General features: G+C 35.3%; 23 protein-coding genes. 4 read left to right on the forward strand and 19 right to left on the reverse strand.

What is annotated here, in order from left to right:
- Nucleotides 1–4: 4 nt before the first annotated feature.
- From LO744_RS16055 to LO744_RS16075, 5 genes are all read right to left on the reverse strand, one after another.
- Complete coding sequence (locus tag LO744_RS16055; RefSeq protein WP_230671135.1) at nucleotides 5–1,123, reverse strand: efflux RND transporter periplasmic adaptor subunit; 1,119 nt, start codon at nucleotides 1,121–1,123, stop codon at nucleotides 5–7.
- Nucleotides 1,124–1,127: 4 nt separating this feature from the next.
- Entirely contained in the window at nucleotides 1,128–4,286 is a 3,159-nt protein-coding gene (locus tag LO744_RS16060; RefSeq protein ID WP_230671137.1) for an efflux RND transporter permease subunit, read from the reverse strand.
- Between the two features lie 19 nt (nucleotides 4,287–4,305).
- Entirely contained in the window at nucleotides 4,306–5,688 is a 1,383-nt protein-coding gene (locus LO744_RS16065) for a TolC family protein (protein ID WP_230671139.1), read from the reverse strand.
- Nucleotides 5,689–5,773: 85 nt separating this feature from the next.
- A complete protein-coding gene (locus LO744_RS16070) occupies nucleotides 5,774–6,202 on the reverse strand; it encodes an HYC_CC_PP family protein (protein WP_230671141.1) in 429 nt (142 codons plus the stop codon).
- 117 nt (nucleotides 6,203–6,319) lie between these two features.
- Nucleotides 6,320–7,579: an exo-beta-N-acetylmuramidase NamZ family protein gene (locus tag LO744_RS16075; protein WP_230671143.1), complete on the reverse strand. Its 1,260-nt coding sequence runs from the start codon at nucleotides 7,577–7,579 to the stop codon at nucleotides 6,320–6,322.
- 4 nt (nucleotides 7,580–7,583) lie between these two features.
- Here LO744_RS16075 and LO744_RS16080 point away from each other — a divergent pair, with 4 nt between their 5' ends.
- Nucleotides 7,584–8,813 (forward strand): ABC transporter permease, encoded by a 1,230-nt coding sequence (locus LO744_RS16080; RefSeq protein WP_230671145.1) that lies wholly within the window; start codon nucleotides 7,584–7,586, stop codon nucleotides 8,811–8,813.
- A gap of 541 nt (nucleotides 8,814–9,354) precedes the next feature.
- Entirely contained in the window at nucleotides 9,355–10,338 is a 984-nt protein-coding gene (locus tag LO744_RS16085; protein ID WP_230671147.1) for a PLP-dependent cysteine synthase family protein, read from the forward strand.
- Between the two features lie 193 nt (nucleotides 10,339–10,531).
- Here LO744_RS16085 and LO744_RS16090 read toward each other — a convergent pair whose 3' ends face one another.
- The 3 genes from LO744_RS16090 to LO744_RS16100 are packed head-to-tail and all read right to left on the reverse strand — an operon-like array spanning nucleotide 10,532 to nucleotide 12,324.
- Nucleotides 10,532–11,068, reverse strand: a complete 537-nt coding sequence (locus tag LO744_RS16090) for a hypothetical protein (RefSeq protein WP_230671149.1) — start codon at nucleotides 11,066–11,068, stop codon at nucleotides 10,532–10,534.
- A gap of 32 nt (nucleotides 11,069–11,100) precedes the next feature.
- Nucleotides 11,101–11,403, reverse strand: a complete 303-nt coding sequence (locus LO744_RS16095) for a chaperone modulator CbpM (RefSeq protein ID WP_230671151.1) — start codon at nucleotides 11,401–11,403, stop codon at nucleotides 11,101–11,103.
- A 3-nt stretch (nucleotides 11,404–11,406) separates the two neighbouring features.
- Nucleotides 11,407–12,324: a DnaJ C-terminal domain-containing protein gene (locus LO744_RS16100; protein WP_230671153.1), complete on the reverse strand. Its 918-nt coding sequence runs from the start codon at nucleotides 12,322–12,324 to the stop codon at nucleotides 11,407–11,409.
- A gap of 178 nt (nucleotides 12,325–12,502) precedes the next feature.
- Here LO744_RS16100 and LO744_RS16105 point away from each other — a divergent pair, with 178 nt between their 5' ends.
- On the forward strand, nucleotides 12,503–13,702 hold the full coding sequence (locus LO744_RS16105) for a dicarboxylate/amino acid:cation symporter (RefSeq protein ID WP_230671155.1): 1,200 nt from the start codon (nucleotides 12,503–12,505) through the stop codon (nucleotides 13,700–13,702).
- Nucleotides 13,703–13,824: 122 nt separating this feature from the next.
- Here LO744_RS16105 and LO744_RS16110 read toward each other — a convergent pair whose 3' ends face one another.
- From LO744_RS16110 to LO744_RS16120, 3 genes are all read right to left on the reverse strand, one after another.
- Nucleotides 13,825–14,211: a DUF779 domain-containing protein gene (locus LO744_RS16110; RefSeq protein WP_230671157.1), complete on the reverse strand. Its 387-nt coding sequence runs from the start codon at nucleotides 14,209–14,211 to the stop codon at nucleotides 13,825–13,827.
- Between the two features lie 267 nt (nucleotides 14,212–14,478).
- Nucleotides 14,479–15,516, reverse strand: a complete 1,038-nt coding sequence (gene adhP / locus LO744_RS16115) for an alcohol dehydrogenase AdhP (protein WP_230671159.1) — start codon at nucleotides 15,514–15,516, stop codon at nucleotides 14,479–14,481.
- A 406-nt stretch (nucleotides 15,517–15,922) separates the two neighbouring features.
- Nucleotides 15,923–17,452: an aldehyde dehydrogenase family protein gene (locus LO744_RS16120; RefSeq protein WP_230671160.1), complete on the reverse strand. Its 1,530-nt coding sequence runs from the start codon at nucleotides 17,450–17,452 to the stop codon at nucleotides 15,923–15,925.
- A 179-nt stretch (nucleotides 17,453–17,631) separates the two neighbouring features.
- Here LO744_RS16120 and LO744_RS16125 point away from each other — a divergent pair, with 179 nt between their 5' ends.
- Complete coding sequence (locus LO744_RS16125; RefSeq protein ID WP_230671162.1) at nucleotides 17,632–18,552, forward strand: helix-turn-helix domain-containing protein; 921 nt, start codon at nucleotides 17,632–17,634, stop codon at nucleotides 18,550–18,552.
- 238 nt (nucleotides 18,553–18,790) lie between these two features.
- Here LO744_RS16125 and LO744_RS20390 read toward each other — a convergent pair whose 3' ends face one another.
- The 8 genes from LO744_RS20390 to LO744_RS16160 all read right to left on the reverse strand — a co-directional run bounded on the left by LO744_RS20390 (nucleotide 18,791) and on the right by LO744_RS16160 (nucleotide 24,944).
- Nucleotides 18,791–18,922 (reverse strand): hypothetical protein, encoded by a 132-nt coding sequence (locus LO744_RS20390; RefSeq protein ID WP_262908808.1) that lies wholly within the window; start codon nucleotides 18,920–18,922, stop codon nucleotides 18,791–18,793.
- Nucleotides 18,923–19,062: 140 nt separating this feature from the next.
- Nucleotides 19,063–21,573, reverse strand: a complete 2,511-nt coding sequence (locus LO744_RS16130) for a M1 family metallopeptidase (protein WP_230671164.1) — start codon at nucleotides 21,571–21,573, stop codon at nucleotides 19,063–19,065.
- A 27-nt stretch (nucleotides 21,574–21,600) separates the two neighbouring features.
- A complete protein-coding gene (locus tag LO744_RS16135; RefSeq protein WP_079464113.1) occupies nucleotides 21,601–21,819 on the reverse strand; it encodes a hypothetical protein in 219 nt (72 codons plus the stop codon).
- A gap of 63 nt (nucleotides 21,820–21,882) precedes the next feature.
- Nucleotides 21,883–22,185 carry a hypothetical protein gene (locus LO744_RS16140; RefSeq protein WP_230671171.1) on the reverse strand — a complete coding sequence of 101 codons (303 nt, stop codon included), beginning with the start codon at nucleotides 22,183–22,185 and terminating at the stop codon, nucleotides 21,883–21,885.
- A complete protein-coding gene (locus tag LO744_RS16145) occupies nucleotides 22,182–22,433 on the reverse strand; it encodes a hypothetical protein (RefSeq protein ID WP_230671173.1) in 252 nt (83 codons plus the stop codon). The genes LO744_RS16140 and LO744_RS16145 overlap by 4 nt, the downstream gene beginning before the upstream one ends.
- Nucleotides 22,434–22,478: 45 nt before the next feature.
- Nucleotides 22,479–23,273: a thymidylate synthase gene (locus LO744_RS16150; RefSeq protein ID WP_230671175.1), complete on the reverse strand. Its 795-nt coding sequence runs from the start codon at nucleotides 23,271–23,273 to the stop codon at nucleotides 22,479–22,481.
- Nucleotides 23,274–23,425: 152 nt separating this feature from the next.
- A complete protein-coding gene (locus LO744_RS16155; protein ID WP_230671177.1) occupies nucleotides 23,426–24,175 on the reverse strand; it encodes an SDR family NAD(P)-dependent oxidoreductase in 750 nt (249 codons plus the stop codon).
- A 328-nt stretch (nucleotides 24,176–24,503) separates the two neighbouring features.
- The gene (locus LO744_RS16160; RefSeq protein WP_230671179.1) at nucleotides 24,504–24,944 is read right to left on the reverse strand and encodes a GreA/GreB family elongation factor; all 441 of its coding nucleotides are present in this window, start codon (nucleotides 24,942–24,944) and stop codon (nucleotides 24,504–24,506) included.
- Between the last annotated feature and the right edge of the window lie 99 nt (nucleotides 24,945–25,043).

Consider the following 25,043-nt stretch of genomic DNA (forward strand, 5'->3'; position numbering starts at 1 on the left):
TCAATTATTTTTTAGAATTATTTTTAGCTGGATGAGGAACAGCAGTTCCTTCTACGATTTCTTCTGAAGCCATTTTTAAAATTTTATCTCCTTGCGATAACTCTCCAAAAACTTCTACTTTATCATCCATCATTCTGCCTTTGCTAACAGGAATATTTTTGGTCTTTCCATTTTCTACCCGAATTACATAAATGCCCATTCCGCTTTCTACTACAGCCATTTTGGGAACAAAGAATGTAGCTTCGGTATTTTGTAATGGAATGCTTGTTTCTGCTACCATATAAGGTTTCAACACATTATTTTTATTGATAAAATCAGCTTCCATTTTTTCTGAACGAAGTTTTTCATCCAAACTTCCCGATTTCCTACTTACCAATGCCATATGTTTGATTTGCGGTTGTGAACGTACATAAAACCGAATGGTATCCCCTATTTTAATATAAGGTGTATTCGCTTCCGGCACCGAAAGATTCAATCGTAGTTTCTGATTATTTTCAATTACCAAAAGGGGCAATTTACTCATAGGGCCAACATAAGCTCCCAAATCGATGCTTCTATCGGTAATGATTCCGCTAAAAGGTGCTCTTATAACTAGATAATCATTGATATTTCTAATTTCGTTGTAAGCTGAGCGAGCTGCAGCCAATTGCGACTCGTCAGAAAGTTTACGAGCTTTAATTTGGTCTACCGCATCTCTAGCAACAGCACCTTTGGTTTCATCAGCTTTAAGCATACGATTATAAGTCGCTTTGGTAGATAGATAAATCGCTTCTTGCGCCTGTACTTTTGCCTTTGCATTGGCAATTTGTGAAACAATTTCAGGAGCTTCTAAAACCACCAAAATTTGTCCCTTAGATACTCTATCGCCAATATCAACTTTAATCTGTTTTACATAACTGTTTACTTTTGCAAACAATTCGGTCTGTTCATACGGTTTTAATTCACCGGCTAATTTTAAAGGAACCAACGGATTAGATTTCGAAATCTCAATCGTCTCCATCATATTCATCATTCCCATTCCTTCCATAGCTGGTTTAGATTGATGATTATCTTTATTTTCATTGGTATTGCAAGCTGCTAAAAGCATTAAAGCCGCAAAAGGAATTATATTTTTTAATTGCATTGTTTTATGAATTTGATTTGATAAAATGAATACTGTTTTCGTCTTCAGGATCTAATGAAAGAGAGATGATACTTGATTTTTTCTGCATCCAGCCAAACACCAATGGGAGGATAATTAACACCGAAAATGTAGAAAATAACAATCCACCAATAACTGCTCTTCCCAAAGGCGCAATCTGATCGCCACCTTCACCAAAACCAATCGCCATAGGCAACATACCCGCTATCATGGCTAAAGTGGTCATGATAATTGGACGAATACGCAATCTAGCCGCCTCAATTCCCGAATGGATAGCATCACTGTTTGATTTTCTTAATGTTTCGGCATTGCTGATGAGCAATACAGCATTCGCAATCGACACTCCTACAGACATAATTAAGCCCATGTACGATTGAAGATTTAAAGTAGACCCGGTAATATTTAACATCAACAAAGCCCCCACGACAACAAATGGTACCGTTGATAAAATAACGATGGACACTCGGAACGATTGGAAAGTGGCTGCGAGCATTAAAAAGATAACGAAAACTGCAATCAGCAATCCTGTAGCTAAACTGGATAATGTTTCTTCTAAAACTGGAGCCATTCCTGCAAGCTCAATATTAACCCCTTTAGGCAGTTCACCCAAAGAAGCAATAGCAGATTGTACATCTTTAGACGCTTGTTCTAAATCTTTTTTATACAAATTGGCTGTTACGGTCGTATAGCCCATTGTTCCCAAATTGTAACTCTCACCCAATTCCTTTGTTGGAGTAATAGTCGCTACATCACCTAAAACAGGTCGGTCTGAATTTTTACTCAATGGTAAATTTGCCAACTCATCTTTGCTATTCAGGCTATTTTGTGGGGTTTGCACTTGTACATCATAAGCAATTCCCATCATTCCGCCTACCCAAAAGTTTTTGTTAGTGTAACGTGTAGAAGCAGTAGCCGCCACCAATGACTTCGCAATATCCTGAACGTCTAAACCTAATTGTGCAGCACGTGTACGATCAATATTAATTTGCATCGCGGGATAATCCATTGACTGTGGAATTTGCTGATCCCGTAAATACTCGATTTCTTTGAGCTTTGCCAATAATTTGTTGGCGTACATCCGGTTCATCTTTTTCATCATTCCCGACACCCTAATTTCAATCGGTGTATTGGTACCTTGGCTCAAAATTTTCTCCGTTAATTCTATTGGCTCAAAAGAAATAGACAGCTCGGGCATTTTTTCTTTATAATAAGCTCTCAGCTTATCTTTCAACTCATCCGAATTTCCTTTAAAATCTTTCAAAGCCACTTGCATCAAAGCTTCATGTGGACCAGCGTTGTACAAATAAATCGGGCTCACTGCAAATGTCGATGGATGCTGACCAACAAATACCGATGAAATGGCAATATTATCTTCACCTACATTTTGTTTCAGATGTGATAAAAATGTTTTCACTTTCATTTCCGTCACTTCTATTCGTGTACCTTCAGCAGCTTTTATTCGCACCTGAAATTGTTTTGAATTGGATGTTGGCAACACATCTTTTCCAGTGATTTGATATAAAGCAAATGCAGCGACCAACACCGAAGCCAAACTCAAACTGACAATAATTTTCTTGTATTGAGTAAGCTTTGTCAAAAAATTCACAAAACGATTTCTGAATTTTGAAAACCAATCTTCTTTATGTGCCTGATTATCGCAATGGTCACTATTATGTTTCATCAACCAATTTGCCATTACCGGAACAAACGTTTGGGATAATAAAAACGAAACAATCATAGAAAAACCAATTGCCAACGCCAGTGGCATAAATAAAGAACCCGGAATACCTGTCATCATAAAAGCCGGAGCAAATACCGCCAAAATACACAGCATAATCAACAATTTTGGGAACGCAATTTCTCTACACGCATCCCAAATAGCTTGCGCTTTTGTTTTACCCTTGCCAAAATGTTGATGGATGTTTTCAATGGTTACCGTACTTTCATCTACCAAAATTCCAATTGCTAATGCCAAACCTGAAAGCGACATTATGTTGATGGTTTGTCCGAATAATTTTAAAAATAATACTCCCGAAATAATTGAAATAGGAATCGTCATAATCACAATTAAAGCAGCACGACGGTCATTCAAGAATAAAAGCACCATTAAACCAGTAAGCAAAGCTCCTAAAACACCTTCTACAACCAAACTTTTTAATGCATTCGTAATATAAACCGACTGATCAAATTCGTATGAAATAGTGACATCATCAGGCATATTTCTTTGAATATTAGGCAATTCTTTTTTCAAAGTATTCACGACATCTAAAGTTGAGGCATTTCCGGCTTTGGCAATGTTGATATATACCGAGCGTTTGCCATCAATCAAGGCATAGCCCGTAGCAATATCAGCACCGTCTTTTATCGTGGCTACATCACGGATGTACACATTATCAACAGAACCTTTGAAAATAGGAATATCACCCAATTCGGACACTTCTTTTACCGTATTATTGGTGGGTGTTAAATAATTCTTATCCCCGATATACATATTTCCCGAAGGTGATGTAATATTATTACGACTGATTGCTTCTACAATTTGCTCAGGAGATAAATTATGCGACCGAAGTTTATACGGATCAATATTTACCTCAATAGTACGTGGGCTACCTCCAAAAGGTGGCGCAGTCGTCAATCCCGGAATTTTAATCAAAAACGGACGCGCATTAAAATTGGCAATATCCTGTAATTGATTATTGGTTTTGGTATTACTTCTGAAAACCAATTGACCAACCGGCTGAGATGATGCATCAAAACGAATAATAAATGGTGGCGGTGCTCCAGGAGGTAAAAACACCTGCGAACGGTTTGACAAAGCATTAATCGTAGCAATCGCTTCCCCCATTTCCGTTCCTTCATAAAAGGTAACTTTCATCAGGGTAAGTCCTTGTGTATTTTTAGATTCGATGGTCTTGATACCATTGGTAAAAAGCATCATGTTGACATACATTTTGGTAAAATAACCTTCCATTTGTTGTGGAGTATACCCATTGAAAGAGTGGGCAACATACACCACCGGCAAATCCATTTCGGGTAAAATATCTACCTTGATTTCTTTGATTGCCTTTAAACCAAAAAACAGCAATCCAAGCACCAAAACCATAATCGCTATGGGTTTCCGCAGTGCAAATTTTATCATATTCATATTGAAATTTCTTAATAGATTATCGTGTTAATACCTGAATATCTCCTTGCGCAGAAGCCAATAGTAATAAAGCTTGCCACACATTGTTTTTGGCGATTTCGTAATCAATTTCAGCTCTGTTTAAACCATATAATGCTTGGGTAAAATCAACCAAAGTACTTAAGCCATTTTCATACAAAGCTGTTTGTTGTTTGTGCGCCAAAGCTGCGGCTTCTAACTGAATTTCGGTTTCATCAAAATTGAGATAGGCATTCTTGAGCTGTTCATCAGCTTGTTGAGACAATGCTTTTAGTTCTTTTTGTTGTGCATCAAACGTGTGCTGCAAAGATTGAGTTAAGAATTGCTGCTCTTTTATTTTTGTATTAAAACGGAAAACATTCGTAATATTCCAGCTAAGTGAAACTCCTAATAGGTAATTACCTCGGTCAATTCCTACCCCTTTTAAATAACTTGGAGAATAGGCTGAATTGTCTTGGACATAGTTTGATTCAAAACCAGAACCTCGCCCCTGAATAACACCAAATGCCGATAAATTGGGCTTTTTATGAGACTTTAAAACATTTACATTTTGTTCACTTTCATTAATTTGACTTTGCTGCCACTGCAAATACGGATGTTTTGAACTATTATTTTCTGGCGTTGTCACCAGTTTCTCGGGAAGCGATGTACTATATAAACTATCTAATTGATAGGTTTTAAAATCGTCATTCATCAATACCGCAAGCTGTTTAGACCAATCTAATTCTTTATCATAAGCTTTTATTTGCATAGATTTAGCATTAGACCATTCTGCTTTTGCCAATTGCGCATCAACTTCAGGAATCAATCCACTTTTAGCTCGGGCATGGGTCATTTCGTAAAAAACCTGTGCCCGTTCTGCATTTTTTTCCTGAACAAACTTCATGCGCTGACTCGCCAGTAAATTGAGATAGGCAGCACTTACTTTTATTTGTTGCTGAAAGATTTCTTGTTGCAAATCGGCTTTGGCAGTTAGTTCTTTTTTGCTTCCCAATTCTACCTGATTTTTAATTCTTCCGAATGAAAATACATTCCAATTGATATTTGCGAAGTAAAGTGAACCAAAGGCAGCATTCCAATTTTGTTCTGCTAAAGGCATTGATGTCGCTGCAGAAGCCAATCCTCCATAAGCGTACATGGGACCGTGCTGTACATTGATAGTTCCAAAACTCTGTTGTGCCGAAAGGGTAAAATCGGGTAAATATTGCTGCTTTTGAAAAGCGGTATTTTGAGCCGAAGCGTTAACTAATTGTTGCTTAACTTTTATTTTATCGTATTGATTTTGTGTACGATAAAGGGCATCTTCTAGTTTTAACACCTGACTATAACTATTTGAATAGCAAAATGATACTAAAATAACAGATGCAATGAGTTTTAATTTCATTGTATATAAAATTTAGAAATTAGACATAAAAATGTAGGGCAGAATCGAGAAATCGAAACTGCTTTATTAGATTTTTAGTCTAAAATCAAATTCTATAAACGCAATGTAAAATATAAAGAGGATTGCCCTGAATAGGGACTTTCGAAGAATAAGAATAAGTGTTTTTTTCGGTATCTGATAAGATTGTTTCTACATCGAAAACCGCTCCCAACATTTTATTAGGAATAGCATCACCGAAAAACTTGACCGAAAAATCAAAACTATTTTGCTTTTTTACGCTGTCGTCTACTTTTACAAATTGAGCTTCGTGTTGGCAACAACCTTTCTTTTTTTCTTTTAGGTCTTTATCCTTTTTAGAACAAATAGGACAAGGTTTGTCTTGATTTTGATCCTGAGTATTGGTAAAACTATACATTTTACTCGCCATTTCTTTGCATAAATGCGAATATTGGGTAAAGCCCGAAGCCAATACCAAATAAAACAATGAAAGAAATATGACAAGTGATTTTTTCATTCTGTACAATGCAAATATATACAAACTATTTGTAGAAAATATATTTTAAAATCATGACATTTATACGCATTCGAAATGGCCTAAGTATATCATCACAAAACAACTTTACATTAATAACTAATCTTCATAAACAATATATTTACTTCTGATTTTTGAAAATTTCTCAATATCTGCTTTCCAAGATGACTTAATCTCTTTTTCGGATTTTCCTGAGATAATTTGTTTTCTTAATTCATCGCTTCCTGCTAAAGTATCGAAGAAAAGGTTTTTCAAAAAGAAGTCCTGTTGAGGGTTTTTATAATTTTTATACGCCTTGATTAACCATTCTAAATTGATTTTTCGTAAATCGTGAGAATAGTCTGAAAGATTTTCTCCGTAGCATAATTTACCATTCAGGAAAGGGTCTTTTGCTCCAAAATTGGGCTTTGGCGTAAATTGGTAAGGTAAATCTTTTGTCCATGGTGAACCGTATATCTGAAACGGAAGATTAGTTCCGCGTCCTACAGACACTTGAGTTCCTTCAAAGAAACATAAACTTGGATACAGATTAATCGATTTATCGTTAGGCAAATTCGGAGAAGGCTTATCTAAAATAGCATAGCGCTTTTTCTTATGATATTTCAACATCGGTATCAAAGTATATTTTGCCTGTACTCCATTTTTTAGCCACTTTTCACCGTTGACCATTTTTCCGTACTCACCGATAGTTAAACCGTAAACCACAGGAACTTCGTGCATTCCTACAAAGCTTTCCCATTTTTTCTTTAAAACAGGTCCGTCAATATATCCATCATGAGGATTTGGTCGGTCCAGAACCATTACTTCAACATTATTTTCAGCCGCAGCTTCCATCAAATACGTTAAAGTTGAGATGTATGTATAAAACCTCACGCCAACATCCTGAATATCAAAAACAATGACATCAATTCCTTTTAACTGTTCTGGTTTTGGCTTTTTATTCGGTCCATAAAGAGATACAATCGGAATTCCCGTTTTTACGTCTACTCCATTTTTCACTTTTTCGCCAGCATCAGCATCTCCTCTAAAACCATGTTCGGGTGCGAAAATAGACTTTACATTGATATTATTTTCAACTAAAAAATCGACAATGCTTAAAGTATCTATTTTGATTCCTTTTGCACCACCTGTTGAATTGTTTTGTTTAACATCAGTGTATTTCGCTCTTATTACAAGCCCGGTTTGATTGGTTACAACCGCAACTTTTTTATTTTTCAAAAGCCCAAGATACTTTTCCGGTTGATCTGCACCGGTTTTAAAACCATCATTATCTGATGCCTGAGAATAATATTGATTGAATACTCCTAAAAAAATTAGGCAAATAAGAACTAAAGTTTTAATTTTGAAATTTAAATTCATAAGCTTGAAATTTCCATTATATTTCTCCCGAAAAATAGCGTTTTCCAAAGATAACAAAAATAACCTTTCTCGGGTTATCATCTTCATCGGCAGGCTGTCTGTGGCGTTGGGAATTATCGTCTCCCTCATCACTGTTTCTACGGGATTGGGCTCTAAAAAAGCGATTAAAGAAAGGCTGGGAGATTTCAGCGGTCATATTACAGTAAAATCTACCAAGTCAAATTCTTCTTACAACACTTCGGTTTTAGACAGCCAAGGATTGGATATTAAAAACATCAAAGCACTTCCTGATGTTGCAGCAGTACAAGGATATGCAATGGTAACCGGAATTATGCGTAATGAGAACAGTTTTGCCGGAATTATCTTTAAAGGTGTCGGTAAAGATTTTGACAGTTTGAGATTTAAGAAATTTCTAACAGCCGGAAAAACTCCTTTTCTGAATGGTGAAGGTTATAATAACGGTGTTGTAATTTCAGAAAAAATAGCCAATGACTTGCATCTGAAAGTAAGCGACAGCATTGTTACTGTTTTCTCAAAAGCCGATCAAAAGCCTATTTACAGAAATTTTGAAGTGGTAGGAATCTATAAAACTGACATCAAAATGATTGATGACCAGTTTGTAGTAGGCGATATCAATCATGTGAGAAGAATTCAGGATATGAAGCCTGATGAAATTGGAGGATTGGATGTATTCTTTAAAAACATCAATACTATAGATGAAGATTTCCCATTGGTTGAAAAATATATTGGGTATAAAAATTATGCAGAAAAAGCAACCGATAAATATCCGCAAATCAACGACTGGATTGGCCTTTTCGACACCAACATCGGTATTATTATTTCGATTATGCTTTTGGTAGTCATCATTAATATCATTATGGTTTTGCTGATTCTGATTATCGAAAGAACCAATTCTATTGGCTTGCTTAAAACTTTAGGTGCCACCAACGGACAAATCAGAGCTACTTTTATCAACTATACTTTAATCATCATGGTTCCTGGGCTTTTGTTTGGAAATCTGATTGGTCTTGGACTTTTAATTACACAAAAATACACTGGAATTATTAAGCTAAATCCTACAAATTATTATGTAAGTGTAGTTCCTGTAGATCTTAATCCGTGGATTATTATTTCTATTTCGGTGGGAATTTTAATTATTTCCGGATTGGCTTTGGTGATTCCAAGTTACCTAATTAGTAAAATTTCTCCTGTAAAAGCGATTAAGTATAATTAATTGTTAATTGTTAATTACAAATTCTAAATGTTGTTTTGTGTAAAGTTTGTCATTTCGTAGAATCTAGACAATTATTTTGTTTTTCCGGTGTAGAGATTCTTACAGAATGACAAAGTGAGTGGATATTTTATTGCTCACTAATTTTGCTCGCAATGGTAAATAATTCTAACGAAGACGACTATCTTAGCCCCGCTTTCCGTTACAATCTTTTTTTTCAAAAAAGGATTGTAACGGAAAGCGGGAAAAAGCTCCTGATTAAGTTGAAGTGTAAGAGCGTTGGAGAGTTTTGTTGAAATATTATTAATCCTTCATTTTTAATTATTAATTATCTGAAAAATGTATCTTTGCCACGCAGAAAAAACATTTATGAAATCGCTGTGTAGACTTTTAAATCAAAGAAGCTCACGAAGATAAGCGATAACATATGACTATAAAGAAACAATAAAAGCGACATATGAAATCGCCGTATGCACTTTTAAATCACAAAAGCTCATCATGTTAAGCGATACCATATGACCATAAAAAACAATAAAATCTCCATATGAAATACGCAGAAAATATACTTGAAACCATAGGAAATACCCCTCTTGTAAAGCTTAATAAAGTTTTGGGTGAAGATTTCCCGGCATTGGTTTTGGCAAAAGTAGAAACTTTCAACCCTGGAAACTCTGTAAAAGACAGAATGGCTCTGAAAATGATTGAAGACGCCGAAAAAGACGGAAGACTAAAACCGGGAGGAACTATTATTGAAGGAACTTCAGGAAACACAGGGATGGGATTGGCTTTGGCAGCCATCATCAAAGGCTACAAATGTATTTTTGTAACCAACGCAAAACAGTCAAAAGAAAAATGTGATATTCTTCGTGCCGTTGGAGCTGAAGTGATTGTTTGTCCTACAGACGTAAAACCTACAGACCCACGTTCTTATTATTCAGTTTCTAAGAGATTGGCAAAAGAAACAGAAAACGGATGGTACGTTAATCAATATGATAATTTATCAAACAGAGCGGCTCATTACGAGTCTACAGCGCCTGAAATTTGGGAACAAACGGAAGGAAAACTAACTCATTTTGTGGCTGGAGCCGGAACGGGCGGTACTGTTACAGGTTGTGGAACTTTCTTTAAGGAAAGAAATTCTGATATTAAAGTAATCGGTATCGATACGTATGGTTCTATCTTAAAAGAAATTCACGAAACAGGAGAAATTAATTTAGAAAATGCTTACAGCTACATTACAGAAGGTATTGGTGAAGATATTCTTCCTGAAAATTACGATATGTCTGTGATTGACCATTTCGAAAAAGTAACCGATAAAGACGGTGCTATCTACGCAAGAAAACTGGCAAAAGAAGAAGGTATTTTCTGCGGATATTCTGCAGGAAGCGCAATGGCAGCTTTGGTACAGATGAAAGATCAGTTTACAAAAGATGATATCGTTGTGGTACTTCTTCATGATCACGGTTCAAGATACGTTGGGAAAATCTACAACGACGAATGGATGAAAGAAATGGGTTGGTTAGATTAATCAACTTCTTATTATACAACAAAACTCAGAGTGTTTGCTCTGAGTTTTTTATTTAAATAAAAATATTCGTGTATTCGTGGCAATTTATTTTATTTCCCGCAGATTTACACAGGTTTTATTACCGATCATCTGAAAAAATCTGTACATCTGTGGAAGTTTGAAATCCTATATTTTTGCCACGAATGCACGAATTTTATTTCAAAACATTTTTCTCTACTGCCTGTTTCAGTAATTCGAAGTCTGTTTCCTGCATCGATTTTCTTGGAAACATATAATTGAATTTCCCTTCTAAACCAATAAATTTATCACTGATTTCGGCAGTGGTAAACTCCGTCCAAAGACTGGTTTCTTTATTATCGTTAAGGTTTACTTTAAAAACTTTAGCATTAAACTGAATCTGGTAAATCTTTGTATTTTCAAGGGTTTTAAGATATTTCACCACTTCTTTTTTCCATTTTGAAACCTTATTGATCGCTAAAGATAAGTAGACCGCACAAAGCAGGAAAAGAAAACTCACAAAATATAAAATTCCGAATTTCTCTTTGCTTAAATCATCTTTAAAGTAAAATAAAATCAACAAAATCGCAGCGACAATTACGGTGGTAATCAATTTTCCTTTCACGGTAGGTGAGAAAAAGAGACTTCCTTGGTTTCCATGAAGATAAATTTCTTCAAAATCTTTTTTAGTGATATTTAAATTAATGGTTTTGTCGTCGTTCATTCTAGTCATGGTGATAAGTTGTAAAAGTTTACAAAACTAAATTAAATATCTTCATATTGATTACTTATCGCTGAAAGTTTTTGCATTAATTCACGGTTTATCTGATTTAAATTTTTCATTTTCTGAAGCATGCTGTTGATGACTTCCAAACCGGGAAGGTTTATTTCAAGGTCATAATGCCAATTGGCAAACCGCTCAAATGTAGGAAGATCTTCATACATCAGATAGCGAATTTCATTATCCGTCTCTATATTTAGCAAGCCCGAATCTACCAATTCATCAAAAAAAGTAATTTCTATATTATAAATCTGTACGAGTTCTTCGCGTGATATTCTTTCACTCATAGCTTAGGAATTTTTAAGTTGTTCGAAAAGTTCTTTCTGCTTGTCGGTAAGGTTGGTTGGTAATTTCACATCATAGGTCACAAATAAATCACCAGATTGCCCTTCTTTTTTATAGACCGGAAAGCCTTTTCCTTTTAGTCTTACAGTAGCTCCGTTTTGGGTTCCTTCTTTTACTTTTAGATTAATAATACTTCCCTCTAACGTGTTTATCGTGACTTCTCCACCTAAAACAGCAGTATAAAGATCAATGGTAACTTTCGTTTTCAAATCATCACCTACCCTTTCAAAATTGGAATCAGGAATGATTGTAAAAGTAATATACAAATCTCCGCTTGGGCCACCGTTGAAACCTGGACTTCCATGCCCTTTCAGTTTAATTTGTTGACCGTCATAAACCCCAGCAGGAATTGTAATTCTTACCTTTTTACCATTGATATCGAAAATTTGCTGATGCGTTTTTGCTGCTTCCTTTAAGTTTAAACTTAATTCAGCATGCACATCCTGCCCTTTAAACTTTCCGGAAGCACTTCCGCGCGAACTTCTTTTAGAACCCCCTGCAGCGCCGCCAAACATACTTTGGAAAAAGTCTGAAAAATCTTCGCCTTCACCAAAATCAGCACCAGAAAATCCACCACTGTAGTTTCCGCCTTGATATTGCTGTCTTTGTTGTTGCTGCGCTTTTTCGTATTCTTCACCATGCTTCCAATGTTCACCATATTTATCGTACTTAGCCCGATTTTCGGGATGGCTGAGCACTTCATTGGCTTCATTCAGTTCTTTAAACTTTCTTTCAGCCTCTTTATCGTTTGGATTAAGGTCTGGGTGCAATTTTCTTGCTAGTTTTCGGTACGCTTTTTTAATATCGTCCTGCGTTGCGCTTTTGTCTACGCCTAAAATTTTGTAATAATCTATATAAGCCATAGAAGGGAATGTTTACTCAAATTTAGAAAAATTAAGGCAAATATCTATCTAAGAAATTGTTAAAAATAAATCTATCTTTGATAAAAATTAGCCCTGAAATCATCATTGTCGATTTGAAATTTCGAATCTTAATGGAGATACATGATACCAACTTAAAAAAAACAATAAATATCCACCTATGAAAGAAGTTTTAAAAAACTACTCAGGAATTTTGCTTTTACTTGTGGGAATTACCGTTGGAAGTATTATCGGTATTGTTGCTCCTCAAATCGTTGAGTACATAAAGCCTTTAGGTGATATTTTTCTTAATCTTCTTTTTGTAAGTGTCGTACCGCTTGTATTTTTTGCCGTTTCCAATTCTATTGCTTCTCTTGAGCAGGAATCGAAGTTTGGTAAAATTCTTCTGGTGATGTCTTTCACATTTCTTTTTTTCATATTGATTGCGGCCATTTTTACAATCGGTGCCGTGTATCTTTTCCCAGTTTCATCGATCTCAGGAAGTACAGAATTGATTACTGAAGCCTCCAAAGAAGAAAATTGGGGTGATAGAATTGTAAGTTTCTTTACCGTAGGTGAGTTTACCGAATTGTTTTCACGAAAAAATATGTTGGCTCTTCTTATTTTTGCCTTCCTCACAGGTTTTGCAGCCAGAAAATCCGGTGAAAACGGGAAACCTTTCAGAGTTTTTATTGCTTCAGGGTATGAAGTGATGAAAGAGCTTCTTTTAATGATTATGAAAATTGCACCCATTGGTTTGGGAGCTTACTTCGCCTATCAGGTTGCCACATTAGGACCTCAGCTTTTTGGTTTTTATGCTAAACCGCTTGGTTTATATTACGTCGCAGGGATTATCTACTTCTTTGTATTTTTTACACTCTATGCTTTTATGGCAAACGGACAAACCGGAATAAAAAGTTTCTGGAAAAATGCCATTCTCCCAACTTTAACAGCATTGAGTACCTGCAGCAGTTTTGCAACGATGCCCACCAATTTAGTAGCTGCATCAAAAATAGGAATTCCAAGTTCTATTGCTAATTTAGTCATCCCGATTGGAACGACGTTGCATAAAAATGGTTCGTCAATGTCTTCGATTATTAAAATATATGTCGCTTTTCAGATTATCGGAAGAGATTTTTTCGAGCCCTCTAATCTCTTATTAGCTTTAGGAATTACTGTTTTTGTAAGTATCGTTGCCGGAGGAATTCCAAACGGTGGTTATATTGGTGAAATGCTGATGATTTCGGTGTACAGTTTACCGCAGGAAGCCATTCCTGCAGTCATCATTATCGGAACTTTGGTAGATCCTTTGGCAACAGTTTTAAATGCTGTTGGCGATATTGTAGCGGCAATGTTTGTCAATCGGTTTGTGAAGGTTTGATTTTTTTTAACACGAATTGCACAAATTTTTTAGCACAAATCTTCACTAATGATTTTATAGCTTAATAATCTGCGTGACACTTTTTAATTTCTATCTCGCAGATTCTGCTGATTGAGCAGATATTATTCACTTCGCCTTACCTCTTCCAAGTTTTGAAGTTCTTCAGGAGTAAACAATCGATAATGAACTTTAAACGTTTTACCTAAAGGTGTTTCTAAAGAAAATCCGCCAGGTCCGAAACCGTCTAAAATATCTAATGTAAAATGGGAGTATTGCCAATATTCGAAAAGGTCACGGTCAATCCAAAACTCGTGTCCGTTGATGGTTCCAATCATAGCATCATTCATTCTTGGAAAGTAGCCTCCTTTTTCGAAACATTGTGGCTGTGTACCTTCACAACATCCTCCTGCCTGATAAAACATCAAATCGCCATGTTTTTTCTCTAACTCCCAAATCAACTCGAGGGCTTTTTCTGTAACTGAGAGTCTGGATATTTTTTTTGTTTCCATTATATTTTCATTTTATTGATTGGAATTAAAATTATTTTCATTCAAGTTTAACACAGTTTGTCATTCAGTAAAAATCTAATCTTAATTAAATTAAACAATCGTCCAAAATAGCTTCTTTGGATTTGTAAGTAATTGTTTCAATCCATATTTTTTTGAGATTGCTTCGTCACTTCGCTCTTCGAAATAATAACTATGAGATTGTATTTATAAAGTTAAAAAAACCTGACAACATAAAATTGTCAGGTTCCACTAAACTTCAATATACTCCTAGCTTGCAGAGCCAGCAATGTCTAAAACAATTCTGCCATCAATTTGTCCGGCTTTCATTTTATCGAAAACTTCATTAATATCTTCCAGTTTTGCTGCCGTCACGGTTGCTTTTACCAAACCTTCGTTGGCAAAGTCTAACGCTTCCTGCATATCTTTTCTCGTTCCTACAATTGAGCCTCTTACGGTAATTCTTTTAAGAACGGTTTCAAAAATAGGAAGTTCAAATGAGCCAGGAGGAAGGCCATTGAGCGCAATGGTACCTTTTCTTCTGAGAACATCAATCCCCTGTTTGAAAGCTATAGGAGAGACCGCCGTGATTAATGCCCCGTGCATTCCGCCGACTTCTTTATGTAAATATTTTCCAGGATCTGTGTTTTTTGCATTCACCACGAGGTCTGCTCCTAATTTTTTAGCTAACTCTAATTTATCATCTGCTACATCAATAGCTGCTACATGCATTCCCATTGCTTTTGCATACTGCACTGCAACGTGTCCTAACCCGCCAATTCCTGAGATGGCAACCCATTCTCCGGGTTTTGTTTCAGTTTCTTTTAATCCTTTATAAACGGTTACTCCCGCGCAAAGAATAGGTGCAATTTCCAAGAAATTGGCATCTGATTTTAAGTGACCTACATATCTTGAATCTGCAATCACATATTCTGCGAAACCTCCATCTACACTATAGCCACCATTTTTCTGAGCTTCACACAAAGTTTCCCATCCTGTGATGCAGTAATCACAACATCCACAAGCTGAATACAGCCAAGGAACTCCCACTGCATCACCTTCTTTTACCTGAGCTTCCGGCCCACAAGCCACTACAATTCCTACACCTTCATGTCCAGGGATTAATGGCATTTTGGGTTTTGCAGGCCAGTCTCCGTCTACTGCGTGTAAATCGGTATGGCAAACACCACAAGCGATTACTTTTACCAATACTTCATATCTTCCGGGTTCTCTTACCGGAACTTCCATAATTTTTAACGGTTGTCCGTAGCCTTGAACTACGGCGGCTTTCATTGTTTTTGGAATCATAGTTTTGCTTTTTATTTGGTTAGTTTTAAGTTGCTAATCGTTGTTCTTTTTTAGCGCAAAGATTTACTTTGGAACTGCATACTTTAAATGGGCAAAGAGTGAAGTCAATGAATTGATTCTGATAAAGCTTTTGCTGATTTTTATTTGATATGCTTAATCTTATGAGCCTTGTCAAGATTTTGAACCTTGACAAGGCTCATAAGATTCATAAGAATTCCTGCTCATCTAATTTTGGTAAGATAAGTGAGAAATAAGTCTACTTTGCGTGAGGGATAGTAAGGGTCTCGCTGAAAGCGAGAGTGCGTAGCGAAGCGGAGTACCGAAACGAAGTGTAGCCCTGAATAGCCCGACCGTTTTGCCCCGGCCAAAAGCCAAGGCAAACGGGCACGCCCCTAGTATTTAAAAATTAAAAGAATCCTAATTTGTTTTTGTTGTATGAAATCAACATGTTTTTGGTTTGACGGTAATGATCTAACATCATTTTGTGGTTTTCTCTACCAATACCCGACTGCTTGTACCCTCCAAATGGCGCTCCTGCAGGATATGAATGGTATTGATTGACCCAAACTCTACCCGCCTGAATCTGACGCGGTACATTGTACAGCTGATGCGCATCTCTCGTCCAAACTCCCGCTCCTAATCCATAAATAGTATCATTAGCGATTTTAATTCCCTCTTCTTCGTCTTTAAACGTTGTGAACGCCAAAACAGGTCCGAAAATTTCTTCCTGGAAGATTCTCATTCTGTTGTTTCCTTTGAAAATAGTAGGCTGAATGTAGTATCCATCATCTAAACCTTCCCCAACATGGTTTACATCACCACCCACTAAAACTTCAGCCCCTTCTTCTTTACCCAATTTGATATAAGAAAGAATTTTATCTTTCTGAATTTTTGAAGCCTGAGCTCCCATCATCACCGTTTTATCTAAAGGATTTCCTACTTTGATTGCTTTTACTCTTTCGATAACTTTTGCAATGAAAGCGTCTGCAATATCTTCCTGCACCAATAATCTTGACGGGCAAGTACAAATTTCTCCTTGATTTAAAGCGAAAAGAACAGCTCCTTCAATCGCTTTATCTAAAAACGCATCATCTGCATCCATCACTGAACTGAAGAATACGTTTGGAGATTTCCCTCCTAATTCTAAAGTCACCGGAATAATATTTTCTGTCGCATACTGCATCACCAAACGACCTGTCGCTGTAGAACCTGTAAACGCTGCTTTGTTCACCTTTGGATTGGTTACCAACGCTCTTCCTAATTCGGCTCCGAAACCATTAACGATATTGATAACTCCTGCAGGAAGTAAATCGCCAATTAATTCCATTAAAACTAGGATAGAAATCGGTGTACTTTCTGCCGGTTTTAAAACAACACAGTTTCCTGCTGCCAAAGCGGGAGCTAATTTCCAAACGGCCATAAGAATTGGAAAATTCCACGGGATGATTTGTGCAATAACTCCTAAAGGTTCGTGAACGATTAATGAAACGGTATCTTTATCTAATTCGTTATGAGAACCTTCGTCGGCTCTGATGACTGATGCAAAATATCTGAAATGGTCAACAGCCAAAGGAATATCAGCTGCTAACGTTTCTCTTACTGCTTTCCCATTATCAATGGTCTCAACGGTTGCTATATATTCTAAATTCTGTTCAATTTTATCAGCTATTTTATTGAGGATAATGCTTCTTTCGGTAGAAGAAGTGTCTTTCCACGTTTGAAAAGCTTTCTCTGCGGCATTTACCGCTAATTCTAAATCTTCTTTTGATGAATGTGCAGCCTGTGTAAAAACTTTTCCGTCAACTGGTGAAACCACATCAAAATACTGCCCGTTAACCGGTGCTGTAAACTTTCCGTCAATATAATTATTGTATTGATTTTTAAACTCTGGCCACTGTAAAGTGGTAGATGATTGTTGTTCTGTTACTGTGCTCATATTAGTAAGTTTAATTTTTATCTAAAGCCAAATTACACACAGATAAGAGAATTGAATAGCACAATCCTACAAAAAAGCATTAAAATAATGCAGAGTTCTAATTTTTATCGTTTCATTAACAAATAAATACTCAATTAATCTCTATATTTGAAAGAAGAGGTCTTGAAAAATGTTTAGAAATGAATGATAACAAGTTTTTATTAAATACTCCTGAATTAAAGAAGGAAAACCAGCTTTTAAACTTGGTTGAAAATCAGACATTATTCAATCTCAACAATTGTGAATTTAGTATTTATGAAACACACAAGGCTGCTTACGACGTAAAACTGCATTTTGATAACATTGCATTTACCGCAATGCTGCGTGGTAAAAAGCACATGAAGCTCGAAAATAAGACCAATTATTTTGATTATCATCCCGGAGAAAGTGTTTTGGTCGCTCCCGGAGAAACCATGGTCATTGATTTCCCCGATGCTGATGAAACTCCTTCCCAATGCATTTCTTTAAGTTTGAACCCAGATTTTATTGAAACTTCTTTACATCACCTCAACTATAATTTTCCGAAAGTTGATGAATCCTCAACATGGAATTTACAACTGGATGAATATTTATTGTTTAATAATCAATCTTTGGCTTCTGCCACTAATAATATTATGAGAATTGCGATGGATGATAATTCGCAGAAAGACATTATGGCAGATTTTGCTTTAAAAGAACTATTAATCAGGCTGATGCAAACCCAGGCAAGAACTATGGTAGAAAAAAATATTGCAAAAAATAAATCAAGAATTGGTTTTGTGGTAGATTATATCAAAACCAATATTCACCAAAAACTTTCTATTGACAGCATTGCGAAACTGGCTTATGTAAGCAAATCTAATTTCTTTAAAATGTTTAAAGACGAACTGGGAACTTCGCCTAATGATTTTATTCTTCAGGAGCGCATTAACAGGGCAAAAGAACTTTTAGCATTAAATAACAGCATCAAGGAAACTGCCTTTCAAACCGGTTTTTCTGATACCAATTATTTTACAAGGGTTTTTAAACAATTGGTGGGTGTAACTCCGAAAATTTATCAGAATCAACTTATTAGTTTTTAGTTGTCGGTTGTCGGTTATCGGTTGTCGAAAATTACAAAAAGCATCCCAAATTGAGATGCTTTATTTATTATTTTATCCTTTATAAACGTAATACCTCGCTCCTTTCAACACAGGATTTTTCAATTCTACAGATTCTAAACCAAATCCGTTGTAATCAGGATTTACAGAATGTTCCAATTGTTTTCTATGAAGCTTTTCGTACGTATCAAAATCAATAGCTAAACGATTTTTAAGGTTTTCAAATAAATCCCATTTTGCGACTACGCTTTTCCAGTTTTGCAGGTTCTATTCCTCTTTTTTCTGCTAAATCTCTAATTTCCAAATACAAAGAAGGCACATAATAACTCGCTGCCTCAATTCCAAAACTCATAATCGTCAAATTTTAAACTAATTTATAAAAGATGTTGTAAAAAATAGTGGAGAATCGTCCATTTTTTTGCTGATTACACAAAATTTCACTCATAAAAAAAGCACCTCCGAAGAAGTGCTTAAAATAATCTGAATGCAGATTTATTTAAAATTTTCAATTGCTTTATTAATTGCGTCAATTTGAGGATTGATGCTTGATGCATTTTGTGGATTCTGCTTAAGAAGTTCCATTTTCTTATTGAGACCATCTTTTAACATCTGAGTAATCATCATTTTTACCTGTGGATTGTCGCCCATCTGGTCTTTAGCCTGACCCAAAATTTTAGTAATACTTTCTGTAGCTTTTAAATTATCTGAAGACATAATCCAGTTATACCCTTCTTCTGCCACTTTCCCTAATTCAGGATTCTGGAATTTCACGAAAGGATAAAATGCTGCAATCGAGGCAATATTTGCCATTTGTGAAGTCACTTTATTTTTAACCACAACAGGTAATAACTGAGTCATCATTTCTTCTGAAGCACCATCTAGTTCAATTTTATCAGCTAAACCATTTACTTTTGAAGGGTCAACAGCAATAATTGCTGCCAAAGAATTTACTTTTACAGAATTGGAAACTGCATTTACACCTTTTTCAAAAATCGGCACATATTTTTTATCTTTCGTTTTTGCTAAAGCTGCAATTGCGGCGCCTTGAGCTAAAGTTTTAGGATCGTTAGATGCTAATTTTTCCACTTCACCTCCCAAAGCTTTCATTTGCTCAGAATTACTTAGATCCATTAACTCTAACGCTTTCATTCTTATTCTGAAAAAAGGATCTTTTATCGCTGCTGCCAATAACTTTGTAGCCGCCGGATTTTTACCTACCTGATCTTTTATTGCATTTAAAGCGATGTATTTGCTTTTAAACTCTTTAGAATTGGTAAACTGTAATAAGTTCTGCTCAGGGGTTTTCGAATCGGTAACATCGGCTAGCAAAACTCCGTCTGCATTGATGTTAATTAAATCCGGATTTTTAGACGAATCGAAAGTGAATGTATTTTTTGCGGTAGCATTTGCCCATACATTATATCTTTTTGGCTTCCCATTATCATAAACATCAATCACTAAAGGAAATTCAAAAGGTAAATCCTGAGATTGATTCAAAGTAACCGTAACCTGTTTTTTTACCGGCTCAAAAGTATAAGTATAGTTTAGTTTAGGGTTTCCGCTTCCAAAATACCATTGATTGAAGAACCAATTTAAATCTTTTCCTGAAACTTTTTCAAATGACAATCTCAATTGATGTGCTTCGGCATTTTTGTATTCGTTGGTTTTAAGATAATCTGTAACTCCTGCAAAGAATGCATCATCACCCAGATAATTCCTCAACATATGAAGAATTCCACCTCCTTTCTGATACGTTACCAAATCGAAAACATCTTCACGAGAGCTATAATCAAATCTTACCAAATTCTTTTTAAAATCTGATGGGTTGTGAATATAATGATTTACATCTTCCATCTGATGATAATCTGCTTGGTCTTTGCCATATTTAAACTCATTCCAAAGGTATTCAGAATAGTTGGCAAAAGATTCATTTACCGTAAGATTACTCCAGCTTTCTGCCGTAACCAAATCTCCAAACCAATGGTGAAATAATTCATGAGCAATGGTGTCTTCCCATTTGTTTTCATCAATTAACTGTCCCGGTTTTTGAAGAATATCACTTCCATGAAGCGTTGCTGTGGTATTTTCCATCGCTCCGGAAACGTAATCTCTTCCTGAAATCTGCGCATATTTTGCCCAAGGATAATCGTAACCTAATTTTTTAGAGAAAAAATCAATCATTTCCGGTGTATTACCGTAAATCTGTTTTGCGTATGGTTCGTATGCTTTTTCGATATAATAATCTACAGGAATATTCTTCCATTTGTCTTTCACAACGGCATAATCACCAACTCCCATGAAGAAAAGGTAGGTAGAATGTCTTTTATCCATCACCCAATGGTCGGTTCTTAAATCGTTAGATTCTTTTTTAGATTCTTTTAAAATTCCGTTTGAAAGCGTCACATATTTATCAGGAACCGTCATAAAAATTTCCTGAGTGGTCTTCTGATTTGGTTTATCAATGGTAGGAAACCATGCTGATGAAGATTCAGTTTCACCCTGAGTCCAGATTTGGGTTGGCTTATCTGCATCTTTTCCTTGAGCATTGATAAAATAAAGACCTTTTGCATCATTAATCGCTGCACTTCCCTGTTGTTTCACTTCATTAGGACGAGAAGTATATTTAATGTAAACCGTATAATCCTGATTTCTTGTATACGTTTTATCTAAATTTATCTTTAAAACATCATCTTTATAATCATACTTTAAAGGAGATTTTTTGCCGTTATTATCTAACGCGACTTCGTGAATCAGCATTCCTTTTGCATCGAGAACCAGCTCATTAGAATCATAAAAATACGGAGAAGCTGTTAACCATTCTTCACCGCTCATCTGCTCTTTTTGATAATCAAAATTAACTTTAAGTTTGGTATGTTTAAGCTCTGTTACTTTTGTATGGGTCGCTCTGTATACTTTTTCTCTTCCCGAAGTTTCTGTTTGTGCAGCTACATTTGTGGAGAATAAAACTCCCAGTATTGCAATAGATAAAATGGCTTTTCTCATCCTTTTCTATATTATATTTTTTTAGATTTATTTTTTAATTAGAATATCAAAAATATCATTGACTAATGTTTCGTAATCACCTTTTTTCAGCTGTTCTTTTGTTTTAGCGAACGCTTTTTTAAGTTCACTTTCCGGATTTTCGTCGTCGATAATTTCGATATCATTAATTCCTTTTACCTGAAGCAAAAGTTCTTTTAATTTTTCGACATCCGTATTTTCTTCAATGGTAATTTTAAGTGATTTCATAAGTGATAAGTAGAAATTTTGGGGTGGAAGTTACAAAAAAAGTGAAGTTTTAGGCTTCACTTTTTATCTCAAAATATTCTTTATTGTTGCCGGGTTACTTTTTGAAGGTAAGAATGCAAGAATTTTAATATTATCATCAATTTTCATGTAGTAAATCTTTACTTGCTTTTTAGCAATGAGCGTAAATCTAACTGCAGGAAATTCTGCTAGTGATTGATGAGAAATTAATCTATCACTAATGGTTTGCTCAAATTTCAAAATGTCATTCTTCAAAAATAAAATTTGCTTCTCAGACCAATTAAGCTCAAGAAAGTCAATTATTACATCCAAAGTTTCAAGAGCAATTTCAGAATATAAAATTTTCATTTTTTTCTGAATATCGACTCTATCAATTCTGGAGAATGCTCCACAAATCTTCCCTCCTCAAAATCTTTTTGACTTTTTTTGATTAAAGCATGAAATTCTTCAGAAGATTCTATCTCGTCCCAAGAATATTCTTTAGGCTCTTCAATTTCATTAAAAAATTCAATGCTTTTAATATCTTTTATTTGTGAAAGTAGCTTCTTAATAAATGCAACATCAGCATATTCATTTAAACTTATTTTAATTTCCATAATTTCAGGATTTTATTCAAAGTTAATCAATTTATTTAAAAGAACTTATATCGCTACAGGCGCTTTGATTCCCGGATGTGGATCATAATTTTCTAAAGTAAAATCTTCGAAATTAAAATCGAAAATATCTTTAATTTCAGGATTAATTTTCATCGTCGGTAAAGGTCTCGTTTCTCTCGAAAGTTGCTTATTAACCTGCTCAAAATGGTTGTTATAAATGTGTACATCACCAAAAGTGTGAACATAATCACCAACTTCAAGCCCTGTAACCTGCGCAACCATCATTAATAAAAGTGCATAACTTGCAATATTGAAAGGAACTCCCAAGAAAACATCGGCACTTCTCTGATACAATTGAAGCGACAATTTCCCATCAGCTACATAAAACTGAAATAAAGCATGACAAGGTGCCAAAGCCATATTCGGAATTTCTGCCGCATTCCAAGCAGAGACAATTAATCGTCTGGAATCAGGATTCTTTTTAATTTGCTCGATGACTTCAGAAAACTGGTCAACAACTTTTCCGTCAGCACCATTCCAGCTTCTCCATTGTGCGCCATAAACAGGACCTAAATCTCCGTTTTCATCTGCCCATTCGTTCCAAATAGAAACTCCGTTATCGGTAAGATATTTGATGTTGGTATCTCCTTTTATAAACCAAAGCAATTCATAAATAATAGATTTCAAATGAACCTTTTTAGTCGTAACCATAGGAAATCCTTTTGATAAATCGTAACGCAACTGGTATCCAAAAACACTTCGTGTTCCTGTTCCTGTTCTGTCGGTTTTATCGGTTCCGTTATCTAAAATATGTTGAAGTAAATCGAGGTAGTTTTGCATTGCGAAAAATTATGAGCCTCAAATTTAGAAAAATCTAAGCTTAAAATCTTCATTTGAACCCTAAAGTTATCCATATCAATACGATTTCAATTTTCTATCAAAAAAAAGCATTCACAAAAAATGAACGCTTTAATAATTTATGTTTATGAATATTAAACTGCAGTATAACCACCATCAACCAAATAATAACCTCCTGTCATAAAAGAAGATTTGTCTGAACTTAGAAAAAGTACCAATTCTGCAACTTCTTCAGACTTTCCTAATCTTCCCATGGGATGTTTGGCTATCAATGCTTTTTTATGTTCTTCATCTAGCTGATTTAAAAGAGGAGTATCAATATAACCCGGCCCTACTGCATTACAACGAATGTTTTTCTGACCATATTCTGCACCAATATTTTTTGTTAAACCCACCACAGCGTGTTTTGTAGAAGTATAAGCTGATGAAAGTGGCGCTGCAACCGTTCCGTGAATAGAAGCAATGTTAACAATAACTCCACCTCCATTTTTCTCCATTTGTGTCAATTCATATTTACAACCGTAAAAAACACCATCAAGATTGATATCGATTACTTTTTTCCAACCATCAAGGCTATAATCTCCGGTTTGATTGGCTTCACCACCAATCCCCGCATTGTTACAGGCAATATCTAATCTGCCGTAAGCATCAACCGTTGCTTTTACCAAAGCTTCCACTTGTTCGGGATTTGAAGTATCAGCTTTTACAAACGTTGCTTCACCGCCTGCCGATTTTATGTCTTCAACTGCCGACTTCCCATGTTCTTCATTAATGTCTGAAACGATGACTTTTGCACCCTCTTTAGCGTATAACTTTGCAATAGCAAGCCCAATTCCTGAGCCCGCACCTGTAACCAATGCTACTTTATTGTCTAAAATTTTCATAATAATGATATTTTAATTATGTTATTAAATCAACAAAAATTATGCAAAGTGAGATTTTGAAAAGTTAATAAATTCATAAATGATTCTTTTTGAATCATTAGCTTTTTTCCTTACATTATATCATTTGGCTTTGAAATAAAAAATTGAGTAAAATCTTTAATAACGCAAAGATTTTAATTTTTATCTCATTTATTTTGAGGAGCAAAGAATGGCAACAAAGTTGCTGATGAAGCTTGAATAAAGCAAGTACTTTACAAAATGACACTTGCAAAATTTAAGTCTACAAACAAATCACTACCAACCACTTACAAACAAAATCGAATTCAGATTATTGAATTTCAATAATTTTCTGATTTATATTATTGAGCGAGAAAAAATCGTTTTCCTGTTTTCCGCTCATTGCTTTTGCTAATGGAGATTCTGGAGAGATACAGATGATTTTTTGATTTTCAAGACTAATTTCACCTAAAGAAACCGAAATAAAAAACAAACCTTTCTCTGTTTTTACAATCGCTCCTTTTTCGGCCTTATCCGACTGTTTTGAAAGAATAGTTTTCAAAAAATCTTGCTGTTTCAACACTTCATTTAACTGAACCTGAAGATTATTTATTTCCTGCTGAAGCATTTCTCTTCCTGTTTCATATTTATCGCCCATTGAACTTTTGGTATCGTTGCTTGATGCACGAGTTTCAGAAATCAGCTTCTCAAAATTATGAGCTTTTTCGGATAATTTTGATTTAATGATATCTAAAAGTGAAGATTTATTCATAGTAAGTTTGGCAAAAGCCTTTTTGTTTTATTCATTAAAAAGCGGACAAAAGCCCGCTTTCATTCAGAATATATTTTTAAAGTTATGTATTTTGATTTA

The organism is Chryseobacterium turcicum (assembly GCF_021010565.1).
GTDB classification, from domain to species: Bacteria; Bacteroidota; Bacteroidia; order Flavobacteriales; family Weeksellaceae; genus Chryseobacterium; species Chryseobacterium turcicum.

Bases quoted from the DNA above. Each gene is read 5' to 3' on its own strand.
- LO744_RS16055 (WP_230671135.1), bottom strand. From the start codon at position 1,123: ATGCAATTAAAAAATATAATTCCTTTTGCGGCTTTAATGCTTTTAGCA.
- LO744_RS16060 (WP_230671137.1), bottom strand. From the start codon at position 4,286: ATGAATATGATAAAATTTGCACTGCGGAAACCCATAGCGATTATGGTT.
- LO744_RS16065 (WP_230671139.1), bottom strand. From the start codon at position 5,688: ATGAAATTAAAACTCATTGCATCTGTTATTTTAGTATCATTTTGCTAT.
- LO744_RS16070 (WP_230671141.1), bottom strand. From the start codon at position 6,202: ATGAAAAAATCACTTGTCATATTTCTTTCATTGTTTTATTTGGTATTG.
- LO744_RS16075 (WP_230671143.1), bottom strand. From the start codon at position 7,579: ATGAATTTAAATTTCAAAATTAAAACTTTAGTTCTTATTTGCCTAATT.
- LO744_RS16085 (WP_230671147.1), top strand. From the start codon at position 9,355: ATGAAATACGCAGAAAATATACTTGAAACCATAGGAAATACCCCTCTT.
- LO744_RS16090 (WP_230671149.1), bottom strand. From the start codon at position 11,068: ATGACTAGAATGAACGACGACAAAACCATTAATTTAAATATCACTAAA.
- LO744_RS16095 (WP_230671151.1), bottom strand. From the start codon at position 11,403: ATGAGTGAAAGAATATCACGCGAAGAACTCGTACAGATTTATAATATA.
- LO744_RS16100 (WP_230671153.1), bottom strand. From the start codon at position 12,324: ATGGCTTATATAGATTATTACAAAATTTTAGGCGTAGACAAAAGCGCA.
- LO744_RS16105 (WP_230671155.1), top strand. From the start codon at position 12,503: ATGAAAGAAGTTTTAAAAAACTACTCAGGAATTTTGCTTTTACTTGTG.
- LO744_RS16110 (WP_230671157.1), bottom strand. From the start codon at position 14,211: ATGGAAACAAAAAAAATATCCAGACTCTCAGTTACAGAAAAAGCCCTC.
- adhP (WP_230671159.1), bottom strand. From the start codon at position 15,516: ATGATTCCAAAAACAATGAAAGCCGCCGTAGTTCAAGGCTACGGACAA.
- LO744_RS16120 (WP_230671160.1), bottom strand. From the start codon at position 17,452: ATGAGCACAGTAACAGAACAACAATCATCTACCACTTTACAGTGGCCA.
- LO744_RS16125 (WP_230671162.1), top strand. From the start codon at position 17,632: ATGAATGATAACAAGTTTTTATTAAATACTCCTGAATTAAAGAAGGAA.
- LO744_RS20390 (WP_262908808.1), bottom strand. From the start codon at position 18,922: ATGAGTTTTGGAATTGAGGCAGCGAGTTATTATGTGCCTTCTTTGTAT.
- LO744_RS16130 (WP_230671164.1), bottom strand. From the start codon at position 21,573: ATGAGAAAAGCCATTTTATCTATTGCAATACTGGGAGTTTTATTCTCC.
- LO744_RS16135 (WP_079464113.1), bottom strand. From the start codon at position 21,819: ATGAAATCACTTAAAATTACCATTGAAGAAAATACGGATGTCGAAAAA.
- LO744_RS16140 (WP_230671171.1), bottom strand. From the start codon at position 22,185: ATGAAAATTTTATATTCTGAAATTGCTCTTGAAACTTTGGATGTAATA.
- LO744_RS16145 (WP_230671173.1), bottom strand. From the start codon at position 22,433: ATGGAAATTAAAATAAGTTTAAATGAATATGCTGATGTTGCATTTATT.
- LO744_RS16150 (WP_230671175.1), bottom strand. From the start codon at position 23,273: ATGCAAAACTACCTCGATTTACTTCAACATATTTTAGATAACGGAACC.
- LO744_RS16155 (WP_230671177.1), bottom strand. From the start codon at position 24,175: ATGAAAATTTTAGACAATAAAGTAGCATTGGTTACAGGTGCGGGCTCA.
- LO744_RS16160 (WP_230671179.1), bottom strand. From the start codon at position 24,944: ATGAATAAATCTTCACTTTTAGATATCATTAAATCAAAATTATCCGAA.